Annotated in this window: 28 protein-coding genes; 12 read left to right on the forward strand and 16 right to left on the reverse strand. The window is 62.7% G+C overall.

Going from position 1 to position 18,302, the window contains the following annotated elements; translation table 11 throughout:
- Nucleotides 1-16: 16 nt before the first annotated feature.
- Nucleotides 17-346 carry a hypothetical protein gene (locus tag APS40_RS02950; protein WP_055045637.1) on the forward strand — a complete coding sequence of 110 codons (330 nt, stop codon included), beginning with the start codon at nucleotides 17-19 and terminating at the stop codon, nucleotides 344-346.
- 48 nt (nucleotides 347-394) lie between these two features.
- On the opposite strand, the gene APS40_RS02955 is transcribed toward APS40_RS02950, so the two are convergent.
- Nucleotides 395-637, reverse strand: coding sequence for a DUF6471 domain-containing protein (locus tag APS40_RS02955; RefSeq protein WP_055049528.1), 243 nt, complete (start codon nucleotides 635-637; stop codon nucleotides 395-397).
- Nucleotides 638-853: 216 nt separating this feature from the next.
- Here APS40_RS02955 and APS40_RS02960 point away from each other — a divergent pair, with 216 nt between their 5' ends.
- Together APS40_RS02960 and APS40_RS25565 are read left to right on the forward strand one after the other, a co-directional pair.
- Nucleotides 854-1,630 carry an outer membrane protein gene (locus APS40_RS02960; protein WP_197279419.1) on the forward strand — a complete coding sequence of 259 codons (777 nt, stop codon included), beginning with the start codon at nucleotides 854-856 and terminating at the stop codon, nucleotides 1,628-1,630.
- Between the two features lie 323 nt (nucleotides 1,631-1,953).
- Nucleotides 1,954-2,187, forward strand: a complete 234-nt coding sequence (locus APS40_RS25565) for a DUF6894 family protein (protein WP_055045639.1) — start codon at nucleotides 1,954-1,956, stop codon at nucleotides 2,185-2,187.
- Between the two features lie 13 nt (nucleotides 2,188-2,200).
- Here the strand turns inward: APS40_RS25565 and APS40_RS02970 are convergent, their stop codons facing one another.
- The 3 genes from APS40_RS02970 to APS40_RS02980 form a co-directional block, all read right to left on the reverse strand.
- The gene (locus tag APS40_RS02970) at nucleotides 2,201-2,380 is read right to left on the reverse strand and encodes a hypothetical protein (RefSeq protein WP_055045640.1); all 180 of its coding nucleotides are present in this window, start codon (nucleotides 2,378-2,380) and stop codon (nucleotides 2,201-2,203) included.
- 26 nt (nucleotides 2,381-2,406) lie between these two features.
- Complete coding sequence (locus APS40_RS02975) at nucleotides 2,407-2,676, reverse strand: hypothetical protein (RefSeq protein WP_055045641.1); 270 nt, start codon at nucleotides 2,674-2,676, stop codon at nucleotides 2,407-2,409.
- Nucleotides 2,677-2,961: 285 nt separating this feature from the next.
- Nucleotides 2,962-3,642 (reverse strand): outer membrane protein, encoded by a 681-nt coding sequence (locus tag APS40_RS02980; protein WP_055045642.1) that lies wholly within the window; start codon nucleotides 3,640-3,642, stop codon nucleotides 2,962-2,964.
- Between the two features lie 237 nt (nucleotides 3,643-3,879).
- On the opposite strand from APS40_RS02980, the gene APS40_RS02985 reads away from it, so the two are divergent.
- From APS40_RS02985 to APS40_RS02995, 3 genes are all read left to right on the forward strand, one after another.
- The gene (locus APS40_RS02985; protein ID WP_055045643.1) at nucleotides 3,880-4,077 is read left to right on the forward strand and encodes a hypothetical protein; all 198 of its coding nucleotides are present in this window, start codon (nucleotides 3,880-3,882) and stop codon (nucleotides 4,075-4,077) included.
- A 285-nt stretch (nucleotides 4,078-4,362) separates the two neighbouring features.
- On the forward strand, nucleotides 4,363-4,647 hold the full coding sequence (locus APS40_RS02990; protein ID WP_055045644.1) for a hypothetical protein: 285 nt from the start codon (nucleotides 4,363-4,365) through the stop codon (nucleotides 4,645-4,647).
- A 137-nt stretch (nucleotides 4,648-4,784) separates the two neighbouring features.
- Nucleotides 4,785-4,982 carry a hypothetical protein gene (locus tag APS40_RS02995; protein WP_055045645.1) on the forward strand — a complete coding sequence of 66 codons (198 nt, stop codon included), beginning with the start codon at nucleotides 4,785-4,787 and terminating at the stop codon, nucleotides 4,980-4,982.
- A 37-nt stretch (nucleotides 4,983-5,019) separates the two neighbouring features.
- On the opposite strand, the gene APS40_RS03000 is transcribed toward APS40_RS02995, so the two are convergent.
- Complete coding sequence (locus APS40_RS03000; RefSeq protein ID WP_055045646.1) at nucleotides 5,020-5,238, reverse strand: hypothetical protein; 219 nt, start codon at nucleotides 5,236-5,238, stop codon at nucleotides 5,020-5,022.
- Between the two features lie 628 nt (nucleotides 5,239-5,866).
- Complete coding sequence (locus APS40_RS24760; protein WP_156342813.1) at nucleotides 5,867-6,031, reverse strand: hypothetical protein; 165 nt, start codon at nucleotides 6,029-6,031, stop codon at nucleotides 5,867-5,869.
- A gap of 265 nt (nucleotides 6,032-6,296) precedes the next feature.
- Between APS40_RS24760 and APS40_RS03005 the strand changes: the two genes are divergently transcribed.
- Nucleotides 6,297-6,545 (forward strand): DUF6894 family protein, encoded by a 249-nt coding sequence (locus tag APS40_RS03005; RefSeq protein WP_055045647.1) that lies wholly within the window; start codon nucleotides 6,297-6,299, stop codon nucleotides 6,543-6,545.
- 10 nt (nucleotides 6,546-6,555) lie between these two features.
- Here APS40_RS03005 and APS40_RS03010 read toward each other — a convergent pair whose 3' ends face one another.
- Together APS40_RS03010 and APS40_RS24385 are read right to left on the reverse strand one after the other, a co-directional pair.
- Nucleotides 6,556-6,759, reverse strand: coding sequence for a hypothetical protein (locus tag APS40_RS03010; RefSeq protein WP_055045648.1), 204 nt, complete (start codon nucleotides 6,757-6,759; stop codon nucleotides 6,556-6,558).
- A 59-nt stretch (nucleotides 6,760-6,818) separates the two neighbouring features.
- Complete coding sequence (locus APS40_RS24385) at nucleotides 6,819-6,992, reverse strand: DUF3606 domain-containing protein (RefSeq protein WP_082434153.1); 174 nt, start codon at nucleotides 6,990-6,992, stop codon at nucleotides 6,819-6,821.
- 126 nt (nucleotides 6,993-7,118) lie between these two features.
- On the opposite strand from APS40_RS24385, the gene ligD reads away from it, so the two are divergent.
- Nucleotides 7,119-8,153 carry a non-homologous end-joining DNA ligase gene (gene ligD, locus APS40_RS03015; RefSeq protein ID WP_082434154.1) on the forward strand — a complete coding sequence of 345 codons (1,035 nt, stop codon included), beginning with the start codon at nucleotides 7,119-7,121 and terminating at the stop codon, nucleotides 8,151-8,153.
- Nucleotides 8,128-8,370 (forward strand): hypothetical protein, encoded by a 243-nt coding sequence (locus APS40_RS03020; RefSeq protein WP_156342814.1) that lies wholly within the window; start codon nucleotides 8,128-8,130, stop codon nucleotides 8,368-8,370. The genes ligD and APS40_RS03020 overlap by 26 nt, the downstream gene beginning before the upstream one ends.
- A 208-nt stretch (nucleotides 8,371-8,578) precedes the next feature.
- Here APS40_RS03020 and APS40_RS03025 read toward each other — a convergent pair whose 3' ends face one another.
- A complete protein-coding gene (locus APS40_RS03025; RefSeq protein WP_055045651.1) occupies nucleotides 8,579-8,836 on the reverse strand; it encodes a hypothetical protein in 258 nt (85 codons plus the stop codon).
- 118 nt (nucleotides 8,837-8,954) lie between these two features.
- Here APS40_RS03025 and APS40_RS03030 point away from each other — a divergent pair, with 118 nt between their 5' ends.
- On the forward strand, nucleotides 8,955-9,179 hold the full coding sequence (locus APS40_RS03030) for a hypothetical protein (RefSeq protein ID WP_055045652.1): 225 nt from the start codon (nucleotides 8,955-8,957) through the stop codon (nucleotides 9,177-9,179).
- Here APS40_RS03030 and APS40_RS03035 read toward each other — a convergent pair.
- The 4 genes from APS40_RS03035 to groES all read right to left on the reverse strand — a co-directional run bounded on the left by APS40_RS03035 (nucleotide 9,176) and on the right by groES (nucleotide 13,814).
- Nucleotides 9,176-9,982: an SOS response-associated peptidase family protein gene (locus APS40_RS03035; RefSeq protein WP_055045653.1), complete on the reverse strand. Its 807-nt coding sequence runs from the start codon at nucleotides 9,980-9,982 to the stop codon at nucleotides 9,176-9,178. The two genes, APS40_RS03030 and APS40_RS03035, sit on opposite strands and share 4 nt — an antisense overlap.
- Before the next feature lie 373 nt (nucleotides 9,983-10,355).
- Nucleotides 10,356-11,162 (reverse strand): alpha/beta hydrolase, encoded by an 807-nt coding sequence (locus APS40_RS03040; protein ID WP_082434155.1) that lies wholly within the window; start codon nucleotides 11,160-11,162, stop codon nucleotides 10,356-10,358.
- A gap of 654 nt (nucleotides 11,163-11,816) precedes the next feature.
- Nucleotides 11,817-13,442, reverse strand: a complete 1,626-nt coding sequence (groL, locus tag APS40_RS03045; protein WP_055045655.1) for a chaperonin GroEL — start codon at nucleotides 13,440-13,442, stop codon at nucleotides 11,817-11,819.
- A gap of 54 nt (nucleotides 13,443-13,496) precedes the next feature.
- Nucleotides 13,497-13,814, reverse strand: a complete 318-nt coding sequence (gene groES / locus APS40_RS03050; protein ID WP_236884186.1) for a co-chaperone GroES — start codon at nucleotides 13,812-13,814, stop codon at nucleotides 13,497-13,499.
- A 198-nt stretch (nucleotides 13,815-14,012) separates the two neighbouring features.
- Here groES and APS40_RS03055 point away from each other — a divergent pair, with 198 nt between their 5' ends.
- Together APS40_RS03055 and APS40_RS03060 are read left to right on the forward strand one after the other, a co-directional pair.
- Nucleotides 14,013-14,276 (forward strand): protein usg, encoded by a 264-nt coding sequence (locus APS40_RS03055; protein ID WP_055045657.1) that lies wholly within the window; start codon nucleotides 14,013-14,015, stop codon nucleotides 14,274-14,276.
- 159 nt (nucleotides 14,277-14,435) lie between these two features.
- Nucleotides 14,436-14,909, forward strand: coding sequence for an Hsp20 family protein (locus APS40_RS03060; protein WP_055045658.1), 474 nt, complete (start codon nucleotides 14,436-14,438; stop codon nucleotides 14,907-14,909).
- Between the two features lie 386 nt (nucleotides 14,910-15,295).
- Here APS40_RS03060 and APS40_RS03070 read toward each other — a convergent pair whose 3' ends face one another.
- From APS40_RS03070 to APS40_RS03080, 3 genes are all read right to left on the reverse strand, one after another.
- Nucleotides 15,296-16,207: an ABC transporter substrate-binding protein gene (locus APS40_RS03070; protein ID WP_055045660.1), complete on the reverse strand. Its 912-nt coding sequence runs from the start codon at nucleotides 16,205-16,207 to the stop codon at nucleotides 15,296-15,298.
- 3 nt (nucleotides 16,208-16,210) lie between these two features.
- Entirely contained in the window at nucleotides 16,211-17,329 is a 1,119-nt protein-coding gene (locus tag APS40_RS03075) for a ring-opening amidohydrolase (protein WP_055045661.1), read from the reverse strand.
- A gap of 198 nt (nucleotides 17,330-17,527) precedes the next feature.
- Nucleotides 17,528-18,241 (reverse strand): GntR family transcriptional regulator, encoded by a 714-nt coding sequence (locus tag APS40_RS03080; RefSeq protein WP_055045662.1) that lies wholly within the window; start codon nucleotides 18,239-18,241, stop codon nucleotides 17,528-17,530.
- Between the last annotated feature and the right edge of the window lie 61 nt (nucleotides 18,242-18,302).

An 18,302-nucleotide genomic window follows, 5' to 3' on the forward strand; every position in this document is an offset into this window, starting at 1 on the left:
AACTGGGACGGCGCCCGTGACCGTCGAGACCACCATCAACCTGCCGACAGTCATCACCCTCGGGCTGGCGATCATCGGGCTCATCGTCTGGCTCGCCCGTCTCGAGGGGAGGGTCAGCAGGGCGGCCGAAGACGTGAAGGGGCGGAACACCTCGTTCGGCGCCCTCCAAGCACTGGTCACGCTCCATAAGGAGCAGTTCCACGACTATCAGTTCCAGGTCGCGAGGGACTATGTCACCCAAGCCGGTGTCTCCGAACTGAAGCGGGACATCATCACCGAGCTAGGGCGCGTCGAGCAGCGAGTAGAGGCACAGATAGACCGGCTGATGGAGGCCCGCCCATCCTGACGCCCTTCATGTCGAGATCCGACATCTTGCGGGTCCAATCGCTCGAAGTCAGTCCAAGTGTAAATCCTTGGCACCTAGAGCAGCTAGACACTGGAGAAAAAACGCCGCGCTGAATCCACCGCGACTGATTTTATTGGTGAGATTGCGTTCGGTTTCTCGAATTTGCATCTCGGCGAGCCTCTCCACCAGATCCGAGTAGCCAAGTCCCCTTCTCTTTAGCTCGGCCTTCAGCAGGTTCTTGGCGGTCGCCTCCCAACGGCTCGCTATTGGGTCGCCCTTCTTTGTCCCCATTTCACTCCCGTAGCAGTGCATCATCACAAACGATGACATTTGTACACACTATCGATGCAAGTATATCGTCTATCGATGAGGCGTATATCCCGGGCAATCCATAGTGCATTTTGCCTATACCGGTCGCTTTTCCCTTCTTGTTGCAGAATAGTGACAGGAATCGAAATTGAACGCGTCTACTGTTCCGTTAGATTACGTAACAGGGGGTTTCGACATATGAAGCGATTACTGATTTGCCTCGCGATGGTTGCTGCAGTGAGTCCGACGTACGCGGCGGACCTGCTTGTGGCGGAAGGCCCCGCAGTTGAGGTCAGCGATGACCTGTTCGATTGGACCGGTTTGTACGTTGGCCTACAGGCAGGCTACGTAACGGGTCACGTCGAGACCGAGGATTATTTCTGCGTCAACAACCCGGAGGAGTGCTACGAGGCTCCCGGGGACCGCTACTTCGCCGATCTCGACATCGCGGGCTTCAAGGGCGGAGCTCACATTGGCTACAACCATCAGTTTGGGTCACTGGTGGTCGGCGCGGAATCGCAGCTTAATCTGGGTGGCGGGAGCGGCGAGGGAGCCTTCACGTATTTCGACGAAAGCGAAGGGGAGGACTTCCCGAGCGACGATGAGTCAGCGACTTTCGACACATTGTGGGAAGGGTCTACTCGCCTCAAGGTTGGCTTCGCGCTCGATCGGCTGATGCCCTATGTCACCGCTGGCCTCGCCTATGGTCAGGCGGATATTACGGCCCACCGCGAGTTCCAAGAGGGACCATTCGACTTCGAATACTCTGACATCAACTTGATCGGCTATACGATCGGGCTGGGTGCTGCATACGCCGTAACGGATCAGGTTATTGTCCGGGGGGAGGCCAACTACACTGACTACGGCTCGACGACGGCTGCAGGCGTCGATCCCCTGACGCTGAATACGCACGACATCGAAGTAGTTGGCCCCAAGAATATCAGCGTCGAGGCCGGTATCTCTTTCAAGTTTTAGTCGCGCCCCCCTCCAGCCAGACCCGCTCTGCGGTATGCAGTGTCGTCTCGCGCCAAACACGGGCCCCGGCTCCGAAAGGACCGGGGCCTTATTGCTTTCAGCGCTTCCGCAATTCCTGATGCCGGCTACCAAGGCATGGTGCGCGAACATATCAACCAGGCGACTAGCAGGCTGAAGCGGCGCGGTCTCGTCACCTAATGCGCGTACTGCTCCTAAGAGGACCGGGCCCTTTCGTTCGTGGTCGGAACGGAACGCTATCAGGATACCTAGCTTCTCCCAACTTCAACCACATAAGGGCGCTCGAGTGATGCCGCGGTTCTACTTTGACCTTTGAGAACGACGAGCTGTACGTCGATCACGAGGGGGCGGCTATGCAGGGGATGCTGGAGGCGCGGCGAGAGGCGGGACGCGTCTTAGCCGGCATAGCCCACGACAATTTTCTACCGGACGGGCTACGGCCGCCCGTTCTCCGGATCGTGGTCCGATCCCAAGACGGGGAACATCTTTGGGAAACGGTGCTGCGTTGGGAGGAACGTCAGCTATCGCGTCCAGACTAGCGCAGCCGTCGGCTCACTCGACAGTCGGTCCCTTGACCAGCCAGACCCGTCCATGCCGCTCGAAGGGCTCGTCTTCCTCCTCGAGCCCGAGCCAGCCCAGCCAATAGCGGTATTCCTTCCGCTGCTCGGCCGGGTCGTCGCTGGCGAAAGTCCAGCGCTGAACGCCGGGTTCCGGAGATTCCACCTTCGGCATGCCGGGCTTGGATCGGTCATGGGCGATCAATCCAACTGGACCAGGAGCGGACCCAGCACCAAGAGCAGCCCCAGCGCAGCCAGCGCTGCAGCGCCTTTGAGCCAGCGTCGCTCAACCTTGTTGCTCGGGTCGCGCACCTCGACAGCAAACCTTACCCAAAAGCTATCCCCATCCTGTTCCGGCACCAGAACCACGTAGGGGCCGGCCTTCAAATGCCAGCCGACTAACGCTTCAGCGCAACAAAAGAGGGCCCCAACCAAGAACCCAAAGCCGGCAAAGAGCGCTATCCACGTCACAGCTGTGTCCTTAAATGCGACTCCCGAACGTATGTAGGATTTGTCGGTTCCTTAGGCGATTCGAATCGCCGGTATGCTGCGTCGCTATGGGAGAAGCCGACATCATCCTGTCCTGCTGGCGGAGCCTCGTAGGCGAACGGGAAGTCGAACGTTGGCCCGGTGGACTGCGCGCCACTTGGCGCACGCTCAGCAAGGGTAGGCAAGACTCAGATCTGCCTCGCCACCAAAAGCAAAGGGGGGGCCGGAACCGGCCCCCCCCTATCGTTGAAGCTCTATGGGCAGACGTCAGAACGACCAGTTCAGACCGGCACGAACCACATGCGCGCTCGAGGTAAAGTCTATCGGCGTATCAGAGTCATCGAGCACGGTCTCAGTCGGCAGCCCGATGTAGAGGTATTCCGCCTTTACCGACATATTGTCCGAGAGAGCGTATTCGGCACCGACGCCAGCGGTCAGGCCAACCTGAATGCCGTCAAACGATGCAAAGTCATCCACATAGCCATAATAGTAGCTGGTGTCGACGAACGCGGCACCCGCCGTTGCGTAGATCAGAGCCTGGTCGACGGCGAGGCCGGCGCGGGCGCGCAAGGTGCCATACCAATTCCAATCCACGTTGTTTTCGATGTCGCCACCATCCCAACTAGAAGATGTGCTGAGACCCGACCAGTTGATGTCCGCCTCGACGCCGACAACTCCAGCACCGAACTGAGCGTTCGCGCCGATCGTCGCGCCGACGGAGGCGCCAAAGCCACTCGCGGAAAAGTCACCGTAGTCCCAGATGTTGCCTTCGTATTCCGTTGTCGTATGCGAAAGCAGGCCAACGCCGGCGTTGAGACCGATATAGAAGCCACTCCAATCATAAGACGCCGAATCAGTGACGACTACCGGCTCCATGAAGTCCGCCGCCACCGCAGGTGCAGCGACGCAGATCGTCAGCGCCGACACCAAAATTGCTAGTTTGTTCATTGCCTCAACTCCTGAAGGTCTATGACGGTCTTCTATCCAGCGCGTCCGAATGCAACAAATCACGAATTGCCAACGGGATAGTCTGCGCAGCGTCTGTGGCGTTTGAGCCACATCTCTTACAACGGTGCCCGGTTTAGCTGTGAGCGCCCTCAAGGTCCAAAGGCTCTGCAAGGTACGGCCCCCGGGTCCGAAAGGACCGGGGCTTTTTGCTTTTCGGGAATCTGCTACGCCAGCGGCATGCAGGACTATGACCTTCCCCAGCACGTCATCGACGAACTGATCCGGCTGAGCAAAGAGGTCGGCTCGCCGATGGAGGATCGGCCCGAGTTTCAGGTGCTGTGGGACGAACGGCTGATCATGGGCGGCGACAAGAAGCGCGTGCACATCACGCAGCGCGGCAACAGCTGGCTGCAGCGGCGCGGGCTGGTCGCCTGACGAGGTGGGCGCCGAGTTCGTTGAACATAGCGCCCTCCCGTTCCTGGCGTTGTGGACGCGCCGTCAGGAGCGGCTGCCGTAGTCAGAACGACGGTCGGTGCCAAATACTAGCAAATCGCGGCAGATAGGAGTACTGTCCCGGTCGGATCGGCTCTGCAGAAGGGGCTGAGCTGGATCCTCAGGCGGCTTCGGCAGCGGTCTCTAGTGGACGCGAGACCGCCTCCAGTAACGAGTGTGCGAGGCTCCGCTTGGTGGCCCTGGCGTCGAGCCTCGCCGCACTCGCCCGTGACGATACGCACCTTGGTCAGCCACATCCAGGCCCACCTCAGCAACTACCTGGCCTCGCAGACTGCCGCCATGGAGGTTTTTGGCAGGCGGGTTTCAGCCGTAGAGGATGCCAGCGGCGCGGTGGCGACGCGGGTCACTACCATCGAAACCCGGATCAGCCTCGGGCAACAGCAGCAGGACGATTTCCAGCGGCGCACCGACGGCACGCTGGACGAGCTGCGGAAACAGAACCTCGCCATCCTGCAGGCGATTGCCCGGCTGGAGGCCCAGGGCGGCAGGTAGCCATCACATTCTGGCGCTTCCTGTCACTCTCTGTCGAAATCTGACACCTTGCGGCCCAGACGCTCCGCAAGGCACTGGCCCCGGCTCCGAAGAGGACCGGGGCTTTTTGCGTTTCAGGAATCTGCTACGCCACCGGCATGCAGGACTACGACCTTCCCCAGATCGCGATCGACGAGCTGATCCGCTTGAGCAAGGAGGTCGGCAGTCCGATGGAGGATAGACCGGAGTTCCAGATCCTCTGGGACGAGCGGCTTGTGATGGGCGGCGACAAGAAGCGGGTCCACATCACGCGGCGCGGCAAGAGCTGGCTACAGCGACGCGGGTTGATCAAGTAGGCGCGTGCCTTCTCTCACGCCGATAGAAAGCTCGCCTTCACTGGCGTGAGGATAGAGAATCGAAAACCAGAGCCTCGTGGCCGTCCGACCAAATATATACCGTGGCGCGGCCGCCGTTCATGGTGTGGTACTTCTTGGCAGCCTCGATCCCCTCGGCAACCGCCGCCGCCTGGGTGTCACAAAAGCGCAATTCTGGACCGCTTTGGGTAACCACCCAGTGTCCATTGTACCGCAGCACTTCGATCCGAATGTCCATGCCCGCACGATAGGAACATCACGGCCGGTGCCCTTGAGGTAGATCAATTCAGGACACGATGGCCTCGGTACTGGGCCTGTCCAGTGTGCATGTGAACCGAACCCTGCAGGAGTTACGCCAGCTGGTCGACCACTCCAACTTCGAACCGAGGATTTACTACTTCGACAGCCTGGCCTTAATGGGTCACTTCAATGACGCCTACCTCACTCCGGTTTGAGGTCCGTCCTTCAGTAGCCGCGGAAGCCCCAGGGGGCGCTGAGGCCGCAATAGGCGGCGACTGGGGCGAGGCGCCGCCGACAGGTCAAGCGGTGTGGACGCGAGACGAGTCGCCTGACTGATAGCCCAGCGAACCTGTGATGCAGCTGACATCGACGGACCATCCTCCGATCAACTGGAACCGCAGCGCTGGAGCTGACCACTCCTCGGGATCAATTGGTCCCGGCAAGCGTTTACTAGCCGCAGGGAACTAACGCGGAAGACTGTCATGGCCCATCAGAAGCGAACGCAGGTTGCAGAAGTTGTCGCGCGTCGGGCTGCCAAGGCCCTTGCCTCTCCCTACCTGGGAAACCTCGCAGAATGGCAGCAACAACTTGCGAGGTTGCGAGTGCAGAAGAGCGGATCACGTTTTTCAGAGGGGGAGCGCCTGCAGGCCCGGATGCAGTTGGGAGAGCTTCTCGACACGGTTCAACAGCGACGACTGGAGTTCCATCAAGCTATCAAAGATCATCCAATGGTTGGCGCTCTCGCGGATCTGGATCGCTCGCTTGATAGACTCTCGGACGACCTTCAGCATGAACTACGGAGCTAGCCTCCGGGTAGCCTTGCCTCATAGAGGAAATGGGTTCGGCAGCGCTCCTAGCTGAGAGAGCCCGCGCTCGGGTCATGCATTCCTAGCGCTTCCTGTCACTTCATGTCGAAACCTGAGACCTTGTGGCTCAGCCCCGCAACGCGCTGGCCCTGGCTCCGAAAGGATCGGGGCTCTTTCGTTCGTGGTCGGAACGGAACGCTATCGGGATATCTAGCTTGTCCCCTTGCAACCACATAAGGGCGCTCGAACGATGCCGCGGTTCTACTTCGACCTTTATGAGGACGACGTGCTGTTAGTCGATCACGAAGGAGGCGTTCTGCGGGACGCGCTGCTGGCGCGGCGGGAGGCAGGACGGATACTTGCCGCCATCGCCCGCGACAATTATCGTCCCGAGGGACCGTGGCCCACTCTACGCATCGTGCTTAGATCCCACGATCGCGAGGGTCTATGGGAAACGGTGCTGCGTTGGGAGGAACGTCAGCTATCGCGTCTCAACTGATGCCGTCGGCTCACTCGACAGTAGGGCCCCTTACCAGCCAGACGCGCCCGTGCCGCTCGAAGGGCTCCACATCCTCTTCGAGCCCGAACCAGCCCAGCCAATAGCGGTATTCCTTCCGCTGCTCGGCGGGGTCGTCGCTGGCGAAGGTCCAGCGCTGCACGCCGGGTTCCGGCGACTCGACCAACGGCATGCCGGGCTTGGGCAGGTTGGCCATGGCCGATCACTCCATGTCCGAATGCAAGGCCTCGGGGACGGCGACGTCCCCACTAAGGCTTACTTCCCCAGTTTTTCCTCGACCTTCTTGCGGCTGTTGCCGGCCGACTTCACCGCTGCTTTCACGTCTTCCTTGCTGGCGCCGGTCTTCTTGGCTTCGTAGCGGACTTCGTGATCCTGCCCACCGGCAACTTTCGCCCGGTCCTGAGCGCGGCCTCGCGTGGTGGTAGCCATCGTGCTTCTCCATTGCATTTGGGACCGGTCCAACGTCCTTCCGCAGGGATAGGTTCAAATTGCCGGCAGGGGCTGGCAACCGAACCGCGTTGGCGGCATTGATTCGCCGATGTTCACGAGTTCCCCATGCCGGCCGTAAAGGCCGCCCTCCGCACGAAGCGGCCAAGCCGCAGGGACTCGGAATCTACCCCTCTCGTCCTCCCCCAGTTTCGGCCGCCTCAACTGGCCACGCTCGAACGCCGCGTCCCCACCGGGGATAACTGGCTGTTCGAGATGAAGCTCGACGGCTACCGAATGCAGGCGGCCATCGCCGGTGACCAGGTGCGGCTCTATACCCGCAAGGGCCATGACTGGACGCGGCAGTTCGGCTACGTGGCGCCGGCGCTCTCAAGGCTCACCAAGGGTACCGCCCTGATCGACGGCGAACTCTGCGCCATCGACGAGCACGGTCGGACCAATTTCACGCTCCTCAAAAACAGCCTCGATGGGCATAAGCCCGTCGTCTTCTACGCCTTCGATCTGCTGGAGCAGGACGGCGAGGATCTGGCGCCGCTGCCGCAGCTCGAGCGCAAGGCGCGGCTCGAGGCGCTGCTCTCCGATCTCCCGGATGATGCCCCGATCGCCTATTCGGATCACATCGTCGGCGATGGCGAGGCCGTCTTCCGCGCGATGTGCGAGGGCGGGCACGAGGGGGTGATCGCGAAGGCGATCAACGCTCGCTACTACGGCGGCGATCGGTCGACCGCCTGGCAGAAGATCAAGTGCGTGCAGCGCCAGGAGTTCGTCGTCATCGGCTGGCGCCCGCCGGAGTATGGCGTCGACAACGTCCGGGGCCTGTTCCTCGCCACCTATGAGGACGGCAAGCTCGTCTACCGTGGCGGCGTTGGAACGGGCTTCACCGACAAGCTGCGGCGAGATGTCTGGGAAGTGCTGCAACTGATCCGCACCGACGAGCGGCCGCCCGTGGTGGGTATGCCGCGGACCGAGATGCGGGTCGCGCGCTGGGTCGAGCCGCGGCTGCTCGCCGAAGTCGAATATACCGAGATCACCCCGGATGGCCTGATCCGCCATCCATCGTTCAAGGGCCTCCGAGAAGACAAGCCAGCCTCCGAGGTCCACCTTGAGGAGGCCGAAGATGCCCACAACACATCGTCTCTCTGAAGCTGAAGCCAAGCTCGGCCGCCAGCCCGTGAGCGCCGACGACATCGTCGTGATGGTCTCGGACGTCCTCTACGACTATCTGTCATCGGACAGCGGCATGAGCCGAGAGGAAACCATCACCCGGCTGCTCGAAATCATCGAGAGCCCGCTAGCGCTCGAAATCTACGAGCAGGAGATGCAGCGGCGGAACCCGCGCGATGTGGACCGGTGGCATTGATGCGCCGGCCGAACGTGGCTCACAAACCGGCGGCGCCAAGCGTCCGCGAGACCGTCGGTCCAGCCATCGAACGCAGCCGCAGCCTCATAACCGGCGAGCATCCCATGACTGAAAGTGAGCTGATCGAGGACATCATCGCAAAGCTGCCTGACTTACCGCCGTCGGTAGCGGCACGGCTAAGGGAGCGGCGCAAGCCCGAATAGGCCTGCTACTCCATGTCGGGGATAGCGCCCCACTGGAATATCACCTCAGGGTCGCCGAACACCCCGTTAGTTAAGTCGGCTGACCTCGACCAGGCAATCGCACCGACGTACTGTCCAGAACTCGCCCACAACCGAGCTTCTCTGCCGGCGCGCTCCTCGCTCTGCATCTCGCGCGGCTCGAACGCTGGGCGCAGCTCGCCCTCCTCGTCGCGAACGAAGGCCATGGCGACGATGAGCTTGGTCGGCTTGATCTGGGGTTCCATCGGGTCCTCCTGCAAGCATGGTAGCGTTGCGTCGGAAGGGCCTACAACCCCTCGTGGCTTGCACGGGTCAAAGACCGGCGCATAGCGTTCAGGACTCCAGACAATCGGAGTTCAGGCCATGGCCAAAGAAACCTATGGCGCCCCTGGCGGTGCCCACAGCATGAGCATCGTGACCACAACAGTGGAAGAAGCGACGGCGCATGCTCTCGAAATACGAGCTCGTGACCGCGCCATCGAAGGCTCGGCCGCCTGGCGGGAGGATCAGCGGGTCAAGGCCGCGATCGAGAAAGCCAAGAGGGCCAAAGAGCAGCGACGGGCCCGGAGGCCCTACGACTTCGGCTAGAACAAATCCTGCTGCGCCGGAGGGGCGGGAAAGTTCTCCTCCGGCGGGTCTTCCTTGTTCCCGACCGAGACCACCTGCAGCACGCCATCGGGGAGCGGCCGCTGCAGCTTCTGCGCTTCCTCCCATGGGGCCGTCATCCAGATCTCTGTCTCTTCAGGCGTTCGCAGGATCACCGGCATGGCGTCGGGATTGGCGACGGCGACGACATTGTTCGGGTCGGTCGTGAGGAAGGCGAAGAGGTCAGTGGTGATCAACCCCTCCGAGGTCTTCCGGACGCTTGTCCATTGCGGTGCGAAGATACCGGCGAAGAACGCAAGCGGCCGGCTGTCGTTGAAGGCGAACCAGGTGTTGCCCAGCTTCTTGCCGTCCGGTCCGATCTCGCTGCTCACCTCGGCGAAGCTGGTGAACGGCACGATGCATCGGAACTCCGGCCCCAGCCATCGCTTCCAGTGCTGGCTCTTAGTGTTCCGGACGTTGTGCGTGCCACGGTCGGGCTCCATCCGCAGCAGCTCGGCGAACTCATCGGCGGTTAGGTCCCTGCCCTGCTTCTTGGCGATCTTGTCGGCGCGAGCCTGCGCCGCCTGGTAGAGGGCTTGCGACGAGGTAGGCATGCCCCATCGAACCTTAACCAGCTCTCGCTCGAGCCCCGGGCGGTTCCGGATGATCGGCGCCAGCATGTCCGGGTAGACGCCCGTTTGCGGCGCCAGGTTGCCGATGTTGGCCGCCACGTCGAAGCGGAAAATGGTCTGCACCATCTGGCGAATGGCTTCGATGTTGGTGGTGACAGAGTAAGCGTGGCACATGGGCGGACGCTACTGGTGGTATCGGCCAGTGGCAAGGTGAGCTTCCTAACCTACGGCGCGATGCGTTTCCGATGAAAAGAGAGCGGTAGCAGCGACGTGGGGGATCGCTGGTGTCACATCTCCGCTACCAACATTCACCGGCAGAATCAGTGGGTATGACGCACGTAAAGTTCTCTCGCGCAGCAAGCCTGGGCTCCGGGTAACGCATGGGTTCGCAGTCTCCGCTTTGCGCCAGAAGCAGAAGTCACGGCACGCGTCGGACGCAGCGAATTTCGGGGCGATGTTGGAACTCTCACGCCCCCATATTGGGCGTGGGAGTTGGTCTTGTAAGCTTCCGTTGCGAGAACAATCGCTGGTGCCGCCTGCGCAGAGGTCAGGCCGCCACTTGCAGAGCGTGGCCGATGAACCTGATTGCAGATGCCTGCCGTCCGATCGCATGGGCGTCTGCGTGGCCTGCGCCCGGGATCGGATGAAATTCGTGTGGCACCGAGAGCTTCGTCAGCACACGATCCAGGTACCTTGCGCCGTCGAGGAGGCCATACTCGTCCAGCTCGCCGCAATCGATGAACATACCGAGGTTCGCGCTGCGGACCGCACCCAGGTTGCTCTGCAGGACGCTGTAGACGCTGCATGCATCGTAGCCAGCTGATCCCATGGCCTGGTTGAGTTCGTTAAGAACCGCTGGCCGGTTCCGTGCTGGCACACTCGCCAGGTCCTCGGCTGGAAACACCGTCGGGCAAAGTGCCGCCACAGCCTGGTAGGCATCCGGACGCCGCAAAGCCATCTTGAGCGCCCCGTAGCCGCCCATTGAAAATCCTATCGCAGCCCGGCGGGAAGCGAGCTGATGGTGCTTCGCCAGATAGTCGGGCAACTCTTGCGCCACCAGAGTTTCCCAAAGCGGCCCGCCGGGATAGTCGATGTAGAAGCCGCCTTGGGTCGGCGTTGACGCACAAGCGACGAGTGCGGGAGGCAGGTCGCCTGCGACCCAGGCGGCCTCGTATGCCGCGCGTGCCATTTCCAGTGACGCAGCGGACGACATCGCGCCGTGCAAGTGGAGAATGAGAGGAAGCGGTTGATCCGCAGATACATGCGCCGGTGCAAGTGTCTTGCACTCGACCTCAGTGGAGGTAGACCGGGCAAAAAAACGATAAGACTCGAGTTTGGCGACAGACGTCGACATTTGATTACCTTGGTGAGAGTTGAGCAGTCGCAGATGCGTTCGGCCATCAGCAGCGCTTGTCGAAGGCGTGCGGTGTAACGAGGCCAATCTCTGACGACGACCACTGTCCGTACCAAGGGACCCGAAGTCTTCGGTGTAATTGGAGAACGTGCTCCAATTTGCGTCATCGCTCCGATCGAATGGACTGTCAAGCGGCCTCAGGCGCCAGCGCCCATGACCGCGCCGCGCCAAATGCGGACCACGGCGCCAAACGCGATGTCGCTGAACCGCGCCGGCCCACCCAGTAACTGGGGCGCTGTTCCGTTCGCAGCGAAAGTGCGTCGCCGCCGATCGCGGGAACACGGCCACAAGACCCCTGCTGGTTCGATTGGATGGCGCTGCCTGCCCTTTTGCCGGCAACGCGATACGCCACGAGGTCCGCTGGCACAAGCAAAGCGAAATGCCCGCTCCCAGGCAACCCGGCCGGTTCCGGAAGCGTCGAGTAATGTGTCTGACCGACGTGAATGGGCCTCACCGCCAACTCGGCGCAGTTCTTGGTGGGGTCCGCCTCGGGCCAGAGCCAGGCCTCAAGCTGTGGCCACTGTGCGCCCGCTGCGGTCATCGAAGGTCATGAACACGTAAAGAAAAGGGCCGGTCGAAACCGGCCCTTCCAACTCAGAAGTCCATACCGCCGGGGGACGCCGGCAGTGGAGCTTCCTTCTTGGGCTTTTCAGCGATCATCGCTTCAGTGGTGATCAGCAGGCCGGCTACGGATGCAGCATCCTCGACGGCGACACGCACGACCTTGGCGGGGTCGATGACACCCCATTTGTAGAGGTCGCCATACTCGCCAGTCTGGGCGTTCCAGCCGTGAGAGTAGTCACTGCTTTCCAGCAGCTTGCCCACGATGACCGAACCGTCTTCGCCGGCGTTGAGCGCGATCTGCTTGGCGGGCCACTGGATGGCGCGCCGCACGATCTCCACACCGGTACGCTGGTCGGCGTTGTCCGGCTTCAGGGCTTCGAGGGCCTTTGCCGCGCGAAGCAGCGCGACACCGCCGCCGGGCAGCACGCCTTCCTCGACTGCGGCTCGCGTCGCATGCATGGCGTCATCGACCCGATCCTTCTTCTCCTTCACTTCGACCTCGGTCGACCCGCCGACGCGGATCACCGCCACGCCGCCGGCGAGCTTGGCCAGTCGCTCCTGCAGCTTCTCGCGGTCATAATCGGAGGTGGTTTCCTCGATCTGCGCCTTGATCTGGGCGACACGGCCCTGGATGTCGGTCTTGGAGCCGGCACCATCGACGATGGTGGTGTTCTCCTTCTCGATCGTCACCTTGCGGGCGGTACCGAGCATCTCGAGAGTGACGTTCTCGAGCTTGATGCCGAGGTCTTCGGAGATGACGTTACCGCCGGTGAGCACGGCAATATCCTCGAGCATGGCCTTGCGGCGATCACCGAAGCCCGGAGCCTTCACGGCCGCAATCTTCAGGCCGCCGCGCAGCTTGTTGACGACCAGCGTTGCGAGGGCCTCGCCTTCCACATCCTCGGCCACGATGAGCAGCGGCTTGCCGGTCTGCACGATTGCTTCGAGGACCGGAAGCATGGGCTGCAGGTTCGAGAGCTTCTTCTCATGCAGCAGGATGTACGGATCTTCGAGCTCCACCCGCATCTTGTCGGGGTTCGTCACGAAGTACGGGCTGAGATAGCCGCGGTCGAACTGCATGCCTTCCACGACATCGAGTTCGGTTTCGGCAGTCTTGGCTTCCTCGACCGTGATGACGCCCTCGTTGCCGACCTTCTGCATGGCCTCGGCGATCATCTTGCCGATCGCGGTCTCGCCGTTGGCCGAAATGGTGCCGACCTGGGCGATCTCGTCGTTCGACGTGATCTTGCGGGCATTCTTCTTGAGCTCGCCCACGACGGTGCCGACGGCGAGGTCGATGCCACGCTTGAGGTCCATCGGGTTCATGCCGGCCGCCACCGCCTTGGCGCCTTCCTTGACGATGGCCTGGGCCAGCACCGTCGCCGTGGTGGTGCCGTCGCCGGCGAGGTCGTTCTGCTTGCTGGCAACTTCGCGCAGCATCTGCGCGCCCATGTTTTCGAACTTGTCGGAGAGTTCGATCTCCTTGGCGACGGTGACGCCGTCCTTGGTGATGCGCGGGGCCCCGAAGCTCTTTTCGATCACCACATTGCGACCCTTGGGGCCGAGGGTCACCTTCACCGCGTCGGCGAGGGTATCGACGCCCTTCAGCATCCGGTCGCGGGCATCGAGGGAGAACTTGACTTCTTTAGCAGCCATTTGTCGTCACTCCTTGAGACGTAACGAGATTTGACTCTGGGTGGAATGAAGGCCTCAGGCGGCCTTCCTGACTTCAGCGGCGGGCTCGATCACGCCCATGATGTCGCTTTCCTTCATGATCAGGAGCTCTTGGCCATCGAGCTTGACCTCGGTGCCGCTCCACTTTCCGAACAGCACCCGGTCGCCGGGCTTGAGTTCGGTGGCAACCAGCTCGCCGCGCTCGTTGCGGGCGCCAGGCCCGACGGCGACGACTTCGCCTTCCTGCGGCTTCTCCCTGGCAGTGTCGGGGATGATGATGCCCCCGGCGGTCTTCTGCTCCGCGTCGATGCGCTTGACCACGACTCGGTCATGCAAAGGACGGAACTTCGTCAAAGCTTCCTCCATTGAAATGCAACGATGTGAGTGTCGCCCGGACGCGCCCGCGCCCGAGCGAAAATGAACTAGGAGCGCGATTTTTCGCGTTCAAGAGGCTCCGCCAAGATTTTTTTGGAACCAAGCTACCGCCTTGAAATCAATCGCCATCAGCCTCAATCTGGCTTCCGGCTACACTGCAAAACCAGAGGTTTTAGGATGTCTTCCTGGTCTTCCGATGAGCAAGCCAATGTCGGCTACGGGCTGACCACCGCGCAGATCGTCTACCGGATGCCCGACCATCGCCACCTGTTCCAGGATTTCATCTGGCAGCGCTACGACACCTATCCGAGCTTCCCGGCGCTCGGCGCCTTTCTGACGTTTTGGGAGGAGACGATCGAGGGTCCGATACACTCGGTCACGGTGGCGCATGCGCGGCTGATCCGGCCCACCGATCTGGTGGCCATCCGACGCGCCCACTGATCGCGCCTGAGTGCACGCCACAGCGTGAATCTCGCCCCTTGACGACGGCAACGCGCTCCCTAAATCAACTCCGTCGGTGCCTTCGGGGCCGATGAAAACGGGGTGGCCCGCAGGTGGGTCCGTCCCTCGTATCTATGTTGCTCCAAGGAGAATGTGGCTATGAGAACCTTCGACTTCGCACCTCTCTATCGTTCCACGGTCGGCTTCGACCGGCTGTTCGACATGCTGGACAGCAGCATTCGCCCGGACTGGCCGCCCTACGACATCGAAAAGCTCGGCGAGGACAGCTATCGCATCAGCATGGCGGTTGCCGGTTTCTCGGCCAGCGAGATCGAGCTGACGCAGGAAGGTACCGCGCTGCTCGTGACTGGCTCCAAGACGCGAGACGATGACAAGCGGCAATACCTGCATCAGGGGATCGCAAACCGCAGCTTCAAGCAGACTTTCAGTCTCGCCGACCATGTAAAGGTGGACGGCGCCTCGCTCGAAAACGGTCTGCTCACGATCACCCTCGTCCGCGAGGTACCGGAGCAGTTGAAGCCGCGACGCATCGCGATCGGAAACGCGCCAGCCGGAGCGAGCCTCGGCCAGCAGCCCCAGCAGATCGAGCAGACGGCGCGGGCCGCGGCCTGACTCACGCTTGAGAACTGGTCCTCCCGGCAAGCTCCGGGAGGGCGAGCGCATGGTGAAGATGATGAGCTTTTACCCCTCTGATGAATATGACAGCTCGGAGCTCGAGCGCGAACGCGCATCTGGGGCGAAGTGGCACCTCAAGCGGTGGTTCGGTCGCAGTCGCCAGGATGATGACGACGACGATCCCCCGCCAGTGCCGGCTGGGGCCCGCAGGCCCCTGCCCCCGCTGCCACTTGCTGGCGCCGCCGCTGAGGCGGCCTGATCACCGGAAGGGCGGGCGGTTTCCGTCCGCCCTTTCCTCGCGGCTTCGCCGCGTCGCTCTTTCGACAGCCCCTCAGTAGCCGGAGTTGGTGGGAGCCGGCGTGACGCCGGCATGCCCGCAAAACTCACAGGTCGCAGACGTAAATCCCTATCGTGGTGTCAGCGGGGTGCGGCTGGAACTTGCCCGTTACGCCGTATCGGGCAATGGCGACCGTATTGCTCCAGCGCGGTGTCGCCGGTTCGAAAACCAGCGCCGGACGGTCGGACAGGAAGACCTGGTGGTCCAGCACCCACTGCAATTGGGCGCGGACAAGGGCTGGCTCGAGCAGCGGATTGCGCGCCGTGACCGCCGCGACGCCAAGTTCGGGGGCCTGGCGGCAGTCTTGCCAGGCTTGACGGAACACGGCGGCGAGGGCGGCGGAGGTTTCCCCGATTTTTGCCCGGTCGTAGATCACGGCGCTCGAATAGCTGTCGAGGCCGTGGTCGGCGAAATAGAGGAACTCGATGTCGGAGCTGTCGTGGCCCCGCATCGGCATGGCGAACTTGAGCGTGGCGTCAAAGCAGGTTGCGGCGAGAACTTCGTGGTTCGCCACCATGCGGTCGCGCTCCTCGGGCGTCACCGTCACGAAATCGTAGTGCAGGTCCGCGAGCCCGTTGAGGGCGAGCAGTGCGGGCAGCAGGCGGGCCGAGGTATCGCCTTGCGGGCCGCAGAGCCTCGCGCCGCCGAGGTCGCTGAGCGCGAGGGGAGGCACGCTGTGATGGTAGCCGAGCGCGCAGGGTGAGCGGGCATAGATGGGGAGCAGGCAACGGATGGATGTGTCGCCATTGGTCATGGCGTGCTGAATGACGGACGTGACGTCGCCGAAGCCGATGTCGGCGCCACCTTCCACGATCGCCCGTGTCACCTGGGAAGAGCTGAAGCCTTCGATGAAATCCATCTCGATGCCCGCGTCTGCCAGAAGCCCGGCATCGGCGGCGTAGAGGAACGGAGCGTTCTGGCCCTGGTAGTAGTGGTTGAGCTTGAAGCGCAGCCGCATGGATCAGCCGACTTCGACGACGGCGGCCACCGTGCCGCCACCGGCGGGGCCCTGGTGCGTCGCCGAACCGGATATCCAGACGAGGTTGTCCTGGAGGATCGAGGCAAACATGCCGCCGATCGCCGCCTTCTTCTGGTTCATGTATTCGGGGCTCTCGATGATCTGCCGGCGCCCGCGCATCTTGCCGTCGACCGGCCCGCTGAACTTCGCATAGACGGCGACGACCTTGGCGGTTTGCTCGGGGGTCAGCGAGCCCTCCCCGACCGCGAGCCCGGCGCGGCGCAACGCCCGGCGCAAGGCGTCGGCGTCGAGCCCATCGGTCATCGCAGCGTGCCCGACGCGCAGCCGGCCACCAGCTCCGGCGGTGTTGCCGAGCACCACGAACTGGGTCTGCGGCGCGCCGCCGGCGAATTCCCACTCGTTGGCCGAGACCGCAACCTTGCCCGACCAGAGATCGAGGCGAGTGCCGATCTCATCGGCCAGCGGCATGGGCAGGCCGTCGGCGGCAACGGCGACCGCAAGGCCAGCCGAGCCGCTGGCCTTGCGAAACAGGACGCGCGGCTCGAGCTCGGGGATGACCTGCCCGGCGGCGCGGGCATCGGCGAAATCCTGTTTGGTGGGATAGTAGGCCTTGCCGACCACATATTCGATCTCGGCGGTGGCCATTCCGGCCCCGGTGGCGGCTTCGCGCAGCGCGGCGGCATTGGCTTCGAGCAGCTGCGTGGTGGCCATCCATTCGGGCCGGATGACGGCGGACCGGGCGACGCCGACGGCGAGGCGGCCGCTACCATCGGTTGCAGGGGCAGCGCTCGAGCGGACATAAAGCACGATATGCGGGGTGAGGATGCCGATGCCGCCGGTGGTAAAGACCATCGGGATCTGGTCGATGACGCCGGCGGGGCGCGTGCCGTTGTCGAGCAGGAAGCGGCGGATGGCGCGATCGGCGTCGACGCGGCTGGTCTCGTCGGGGCCCCAGCCCTCGGTCTTTCCGGTGACAGCTATGACGTCGTCGGGCTTCAGCCGCCCTTCGCCGAGGAGGCGCTGCAGGCCGCTGGTATCGGACGTGTTGTCGAGGGTGACCCGAAAGGCGTCGATGCTGGGGACCAGGCCGTCTACCGTCATGCTTCTGCTCTCGAGTGTCGTCGATGTGTATCGGTACGACGGCGCTCGTGCCATCGCTTGCGCGATGATTGTATACATAATCACGTACATTGGAATGCAAAAACTGCGCGACCCGTGCACCTATTTTCCGTGCACGTCGCGCGCCAACGCAAGGGGCCCCGTCGCGACGGGGCCGCTGCAGGCGCGGATGGCAGCGGCTCAGCGCTGGCTGCGGAGGATCTCGGACAGGCGGCGGTGCGGCGCCGCGCTCTCGGAGACATCGATGCCGGAGAGCAGATCGACCAAGTGGCTGGTCATCAGTTCGGAGGCATCGAGCTCGCTGTTCTTGGCGATGGCATCGACGAGCGCGTGGTGGGCGTGGCTTTCGCAGAAGGCGTCGGCGCGCTTGGAATAGAGCGAGATGATCAGGGTCGAGCGCGAGCAGAGCGAGCGGATGATTTCGGTGAGGATCGTCTGTCCGGCGATCTCGGCGATACCTTCGTGGAAACGGGCGGAGAGCATGATGGCGTCGCCCTGCCGGCCGTCGTGGATGGCCTTGTGCTCCTCGTCGAGATGCTTGCGCAGCACCTTGACGTCGGCCGGTTTGGCGATGGCGGCGGCCATGGCCGCGACCTTCGGCTCGATGATGGCACGGGCCTCGAACACCTCGCGCGCCTCGCGCTTGGTGGGCTTGGCGACAAAGGCACCGCGATTGGGTTCGAGCTGGACCAGACGATCATGCGCAAGCGCCTGGAGGGCGGCGCGCACCAGCGTGCGGCTGACCGAATAGACCTCGCCGAGCTCGTCTTCGGGCAGCTTGGTGCCCGGCGCGATGGCGTGCGCGAGGATCGCAGCCTTCAGGTCGTCGTAGATTTGAGTCCAGCGGGCACTGGTAACGGTCGCGGAGGCGCGGTCTTCGTTTGTTTTCAGCATACTGATCCCCTCCGCGCTACATAGGTTGCCTGCAACGGTCGCGCAAGATTGGATTCATTTC

It is taken from the genome of Devosia sp. A16, from assembly GCF_001402915.1.
Classification (GTDB): Bacteria; Pseudomonadota; Alphaproteobacteria; order Rhizobiales; family Devosiaceae; genus Devosia_A.

Coding starts and splice junctions, on each gene's coding strand:
- APS40_RS02955 (WP_055049528.1), bottom strand. CDS start 637: ATGGGGACAAAGAAGGGCGACCCAATAGCGAGCCGTTGGGAGGCGACC.
- APS40_RS02960 (WP_197279419.1), top strand. CDS start 854: ATGAAGCGATTACTGATTTGCCTCGCGATGGTTGCTGCAGTGAGTCCG.
- APS40_RS02970 (WP_055045640.1), bottom strand. CDS start 2,380: ATGCCGAAGGTGGAATCTCCGGAACCCGGCGTTCAGCGCTGGACTTTC.
- APS40_RS02980 (WP_055045642.1), bottom strand. CDS start 3,642: ATGAACAAACTAGCAATTTTGGTGTCGGCGCTGACGATCTGCGTCGCT.
- APS40_RS02985 (WP_055045643.1), top strand. CDS start 3,880: ATGCAGGACTATGACCTTCCCCAGCACGTCATCGACGAACTGATCCGG.
- APS40_RS02995 (WP_055045645.1), top strand. CDS start 4,785: ATGCAGGACTACGACCTTCCCCAGATCGCGATCGACGAGCTGATCCGC.
- APS40_RS03000 (WP_055045646.1), bottom strand. CDS start 5,238: ATGGACATTCGGATCGAAGTGCTGCGGTACAATGGACACTGGGTGGTT.
- APS40_RS24760 (WP_156342813.1), bottom strand. CDS start 6,031: ATGCTGAAGGTCGTCCGAGAGTCTATCAAGCGAGCGATCCAGATCCGC.
- APS40_RS03005 (WP_055045647.1), top strand. CDS start 6,297: ATGCCGCGGTTCTACTTCGACCTTTATGAGGACGACGTGCTGTTAGTC.
- APS40_RS03010 (WP_055045648.1), bottom strand. CDS start 6,759: ATGGCCAACCTGCCCAAGCCCGGCATGCCGTTGGTCGAGTCGCCGGAA.
- APS40_RS24385 (WP_082434153.1), bottom strand. CDS start 6,992: ATGGCTACCACCACGCGAGGCCGCGCTCAGGACCGGGCGAAAGTTGCC.
- ligD (WP_082434154.1), top strand. CDS start 7,119: ATGCCGGCCGTAAAGGCCGCCCTCCGCACGAAGCGGCCAAGCCGCAGG.
- APS40_RS03020 (WP_156342814.1), top strand. CDS start 8,128: ATGCCCACAACACATCGTCTCTCTGAAGCTGAAGCCAAGCTCGGCCGC.
- APS40_RS03025 (WP_055045651.1), bottom strand. CDS start 8,836: ATGGAACCCCAGATCAAGCCGACCAAGCTCATCGTCGCCATGGCCTTC.
- APS40_RS03030 (WP_055045652.1), top strand. CDS start 8,955: ATGGCCAAAGAAACCTATGGCGCCCCTGGCGGTGCCCACAGCATGAGC.
- APS40_RS03035 (WP_055045653.1), bottom strand. CDS start 9,982: ATGTGCCACGCTTACTCTGTCACCACCAACATCGAAGCCATTCGCCAG.
- APS40_RS03040 (WP_082434155.1), bottom strand. CDS start 11,162: ATGTCGACGTCTGTCGCCAAACTCGAGTCTTATCGTTTTTTTGCCCGG.
- groL (WP_055045655.1), bottom strand. CDS start 13,442: ATGGCTGCTAAAGAAGTCAAGTTCTCCCTCGATGCCCGCGACCGGATG.
- APS40_RS03055 (WP_055045657.1), top strand. CDS start 14,013: ATGTCTTCCTGGTCTTCCGATGAGCAAGCCAATGTCGGCTACGGGCTG.
- APS40_RS03060 (WP_055045658.1), top strand. CDS start 14,436: ATGAGAACCTTCGACTTCGCACCTCTCTATCGTTCCACGGTCGGCTTC.
- APS40_RS03070 (WP_055045660.1), bottom strand. CDS start 16,207: ATGCGGCTGCGCTTCAAGCTCAACCACTACTACCAGGGCCAGAACGCT.
- APS40_RS03075 (WP_055045661.1), bottom strand. CDS start 17,329: ATGACGGTAGACGGCCTGGTCCCCAGCATCGACGCCTTTCGGGTCACC.
- APS40_RS03080 (WP_055045662.1), bottom strand. CDS start 18,241: ATGCTGAAAACAAACGAAGACCGCGCCTCCGCGACCGTTACCAGTGCC.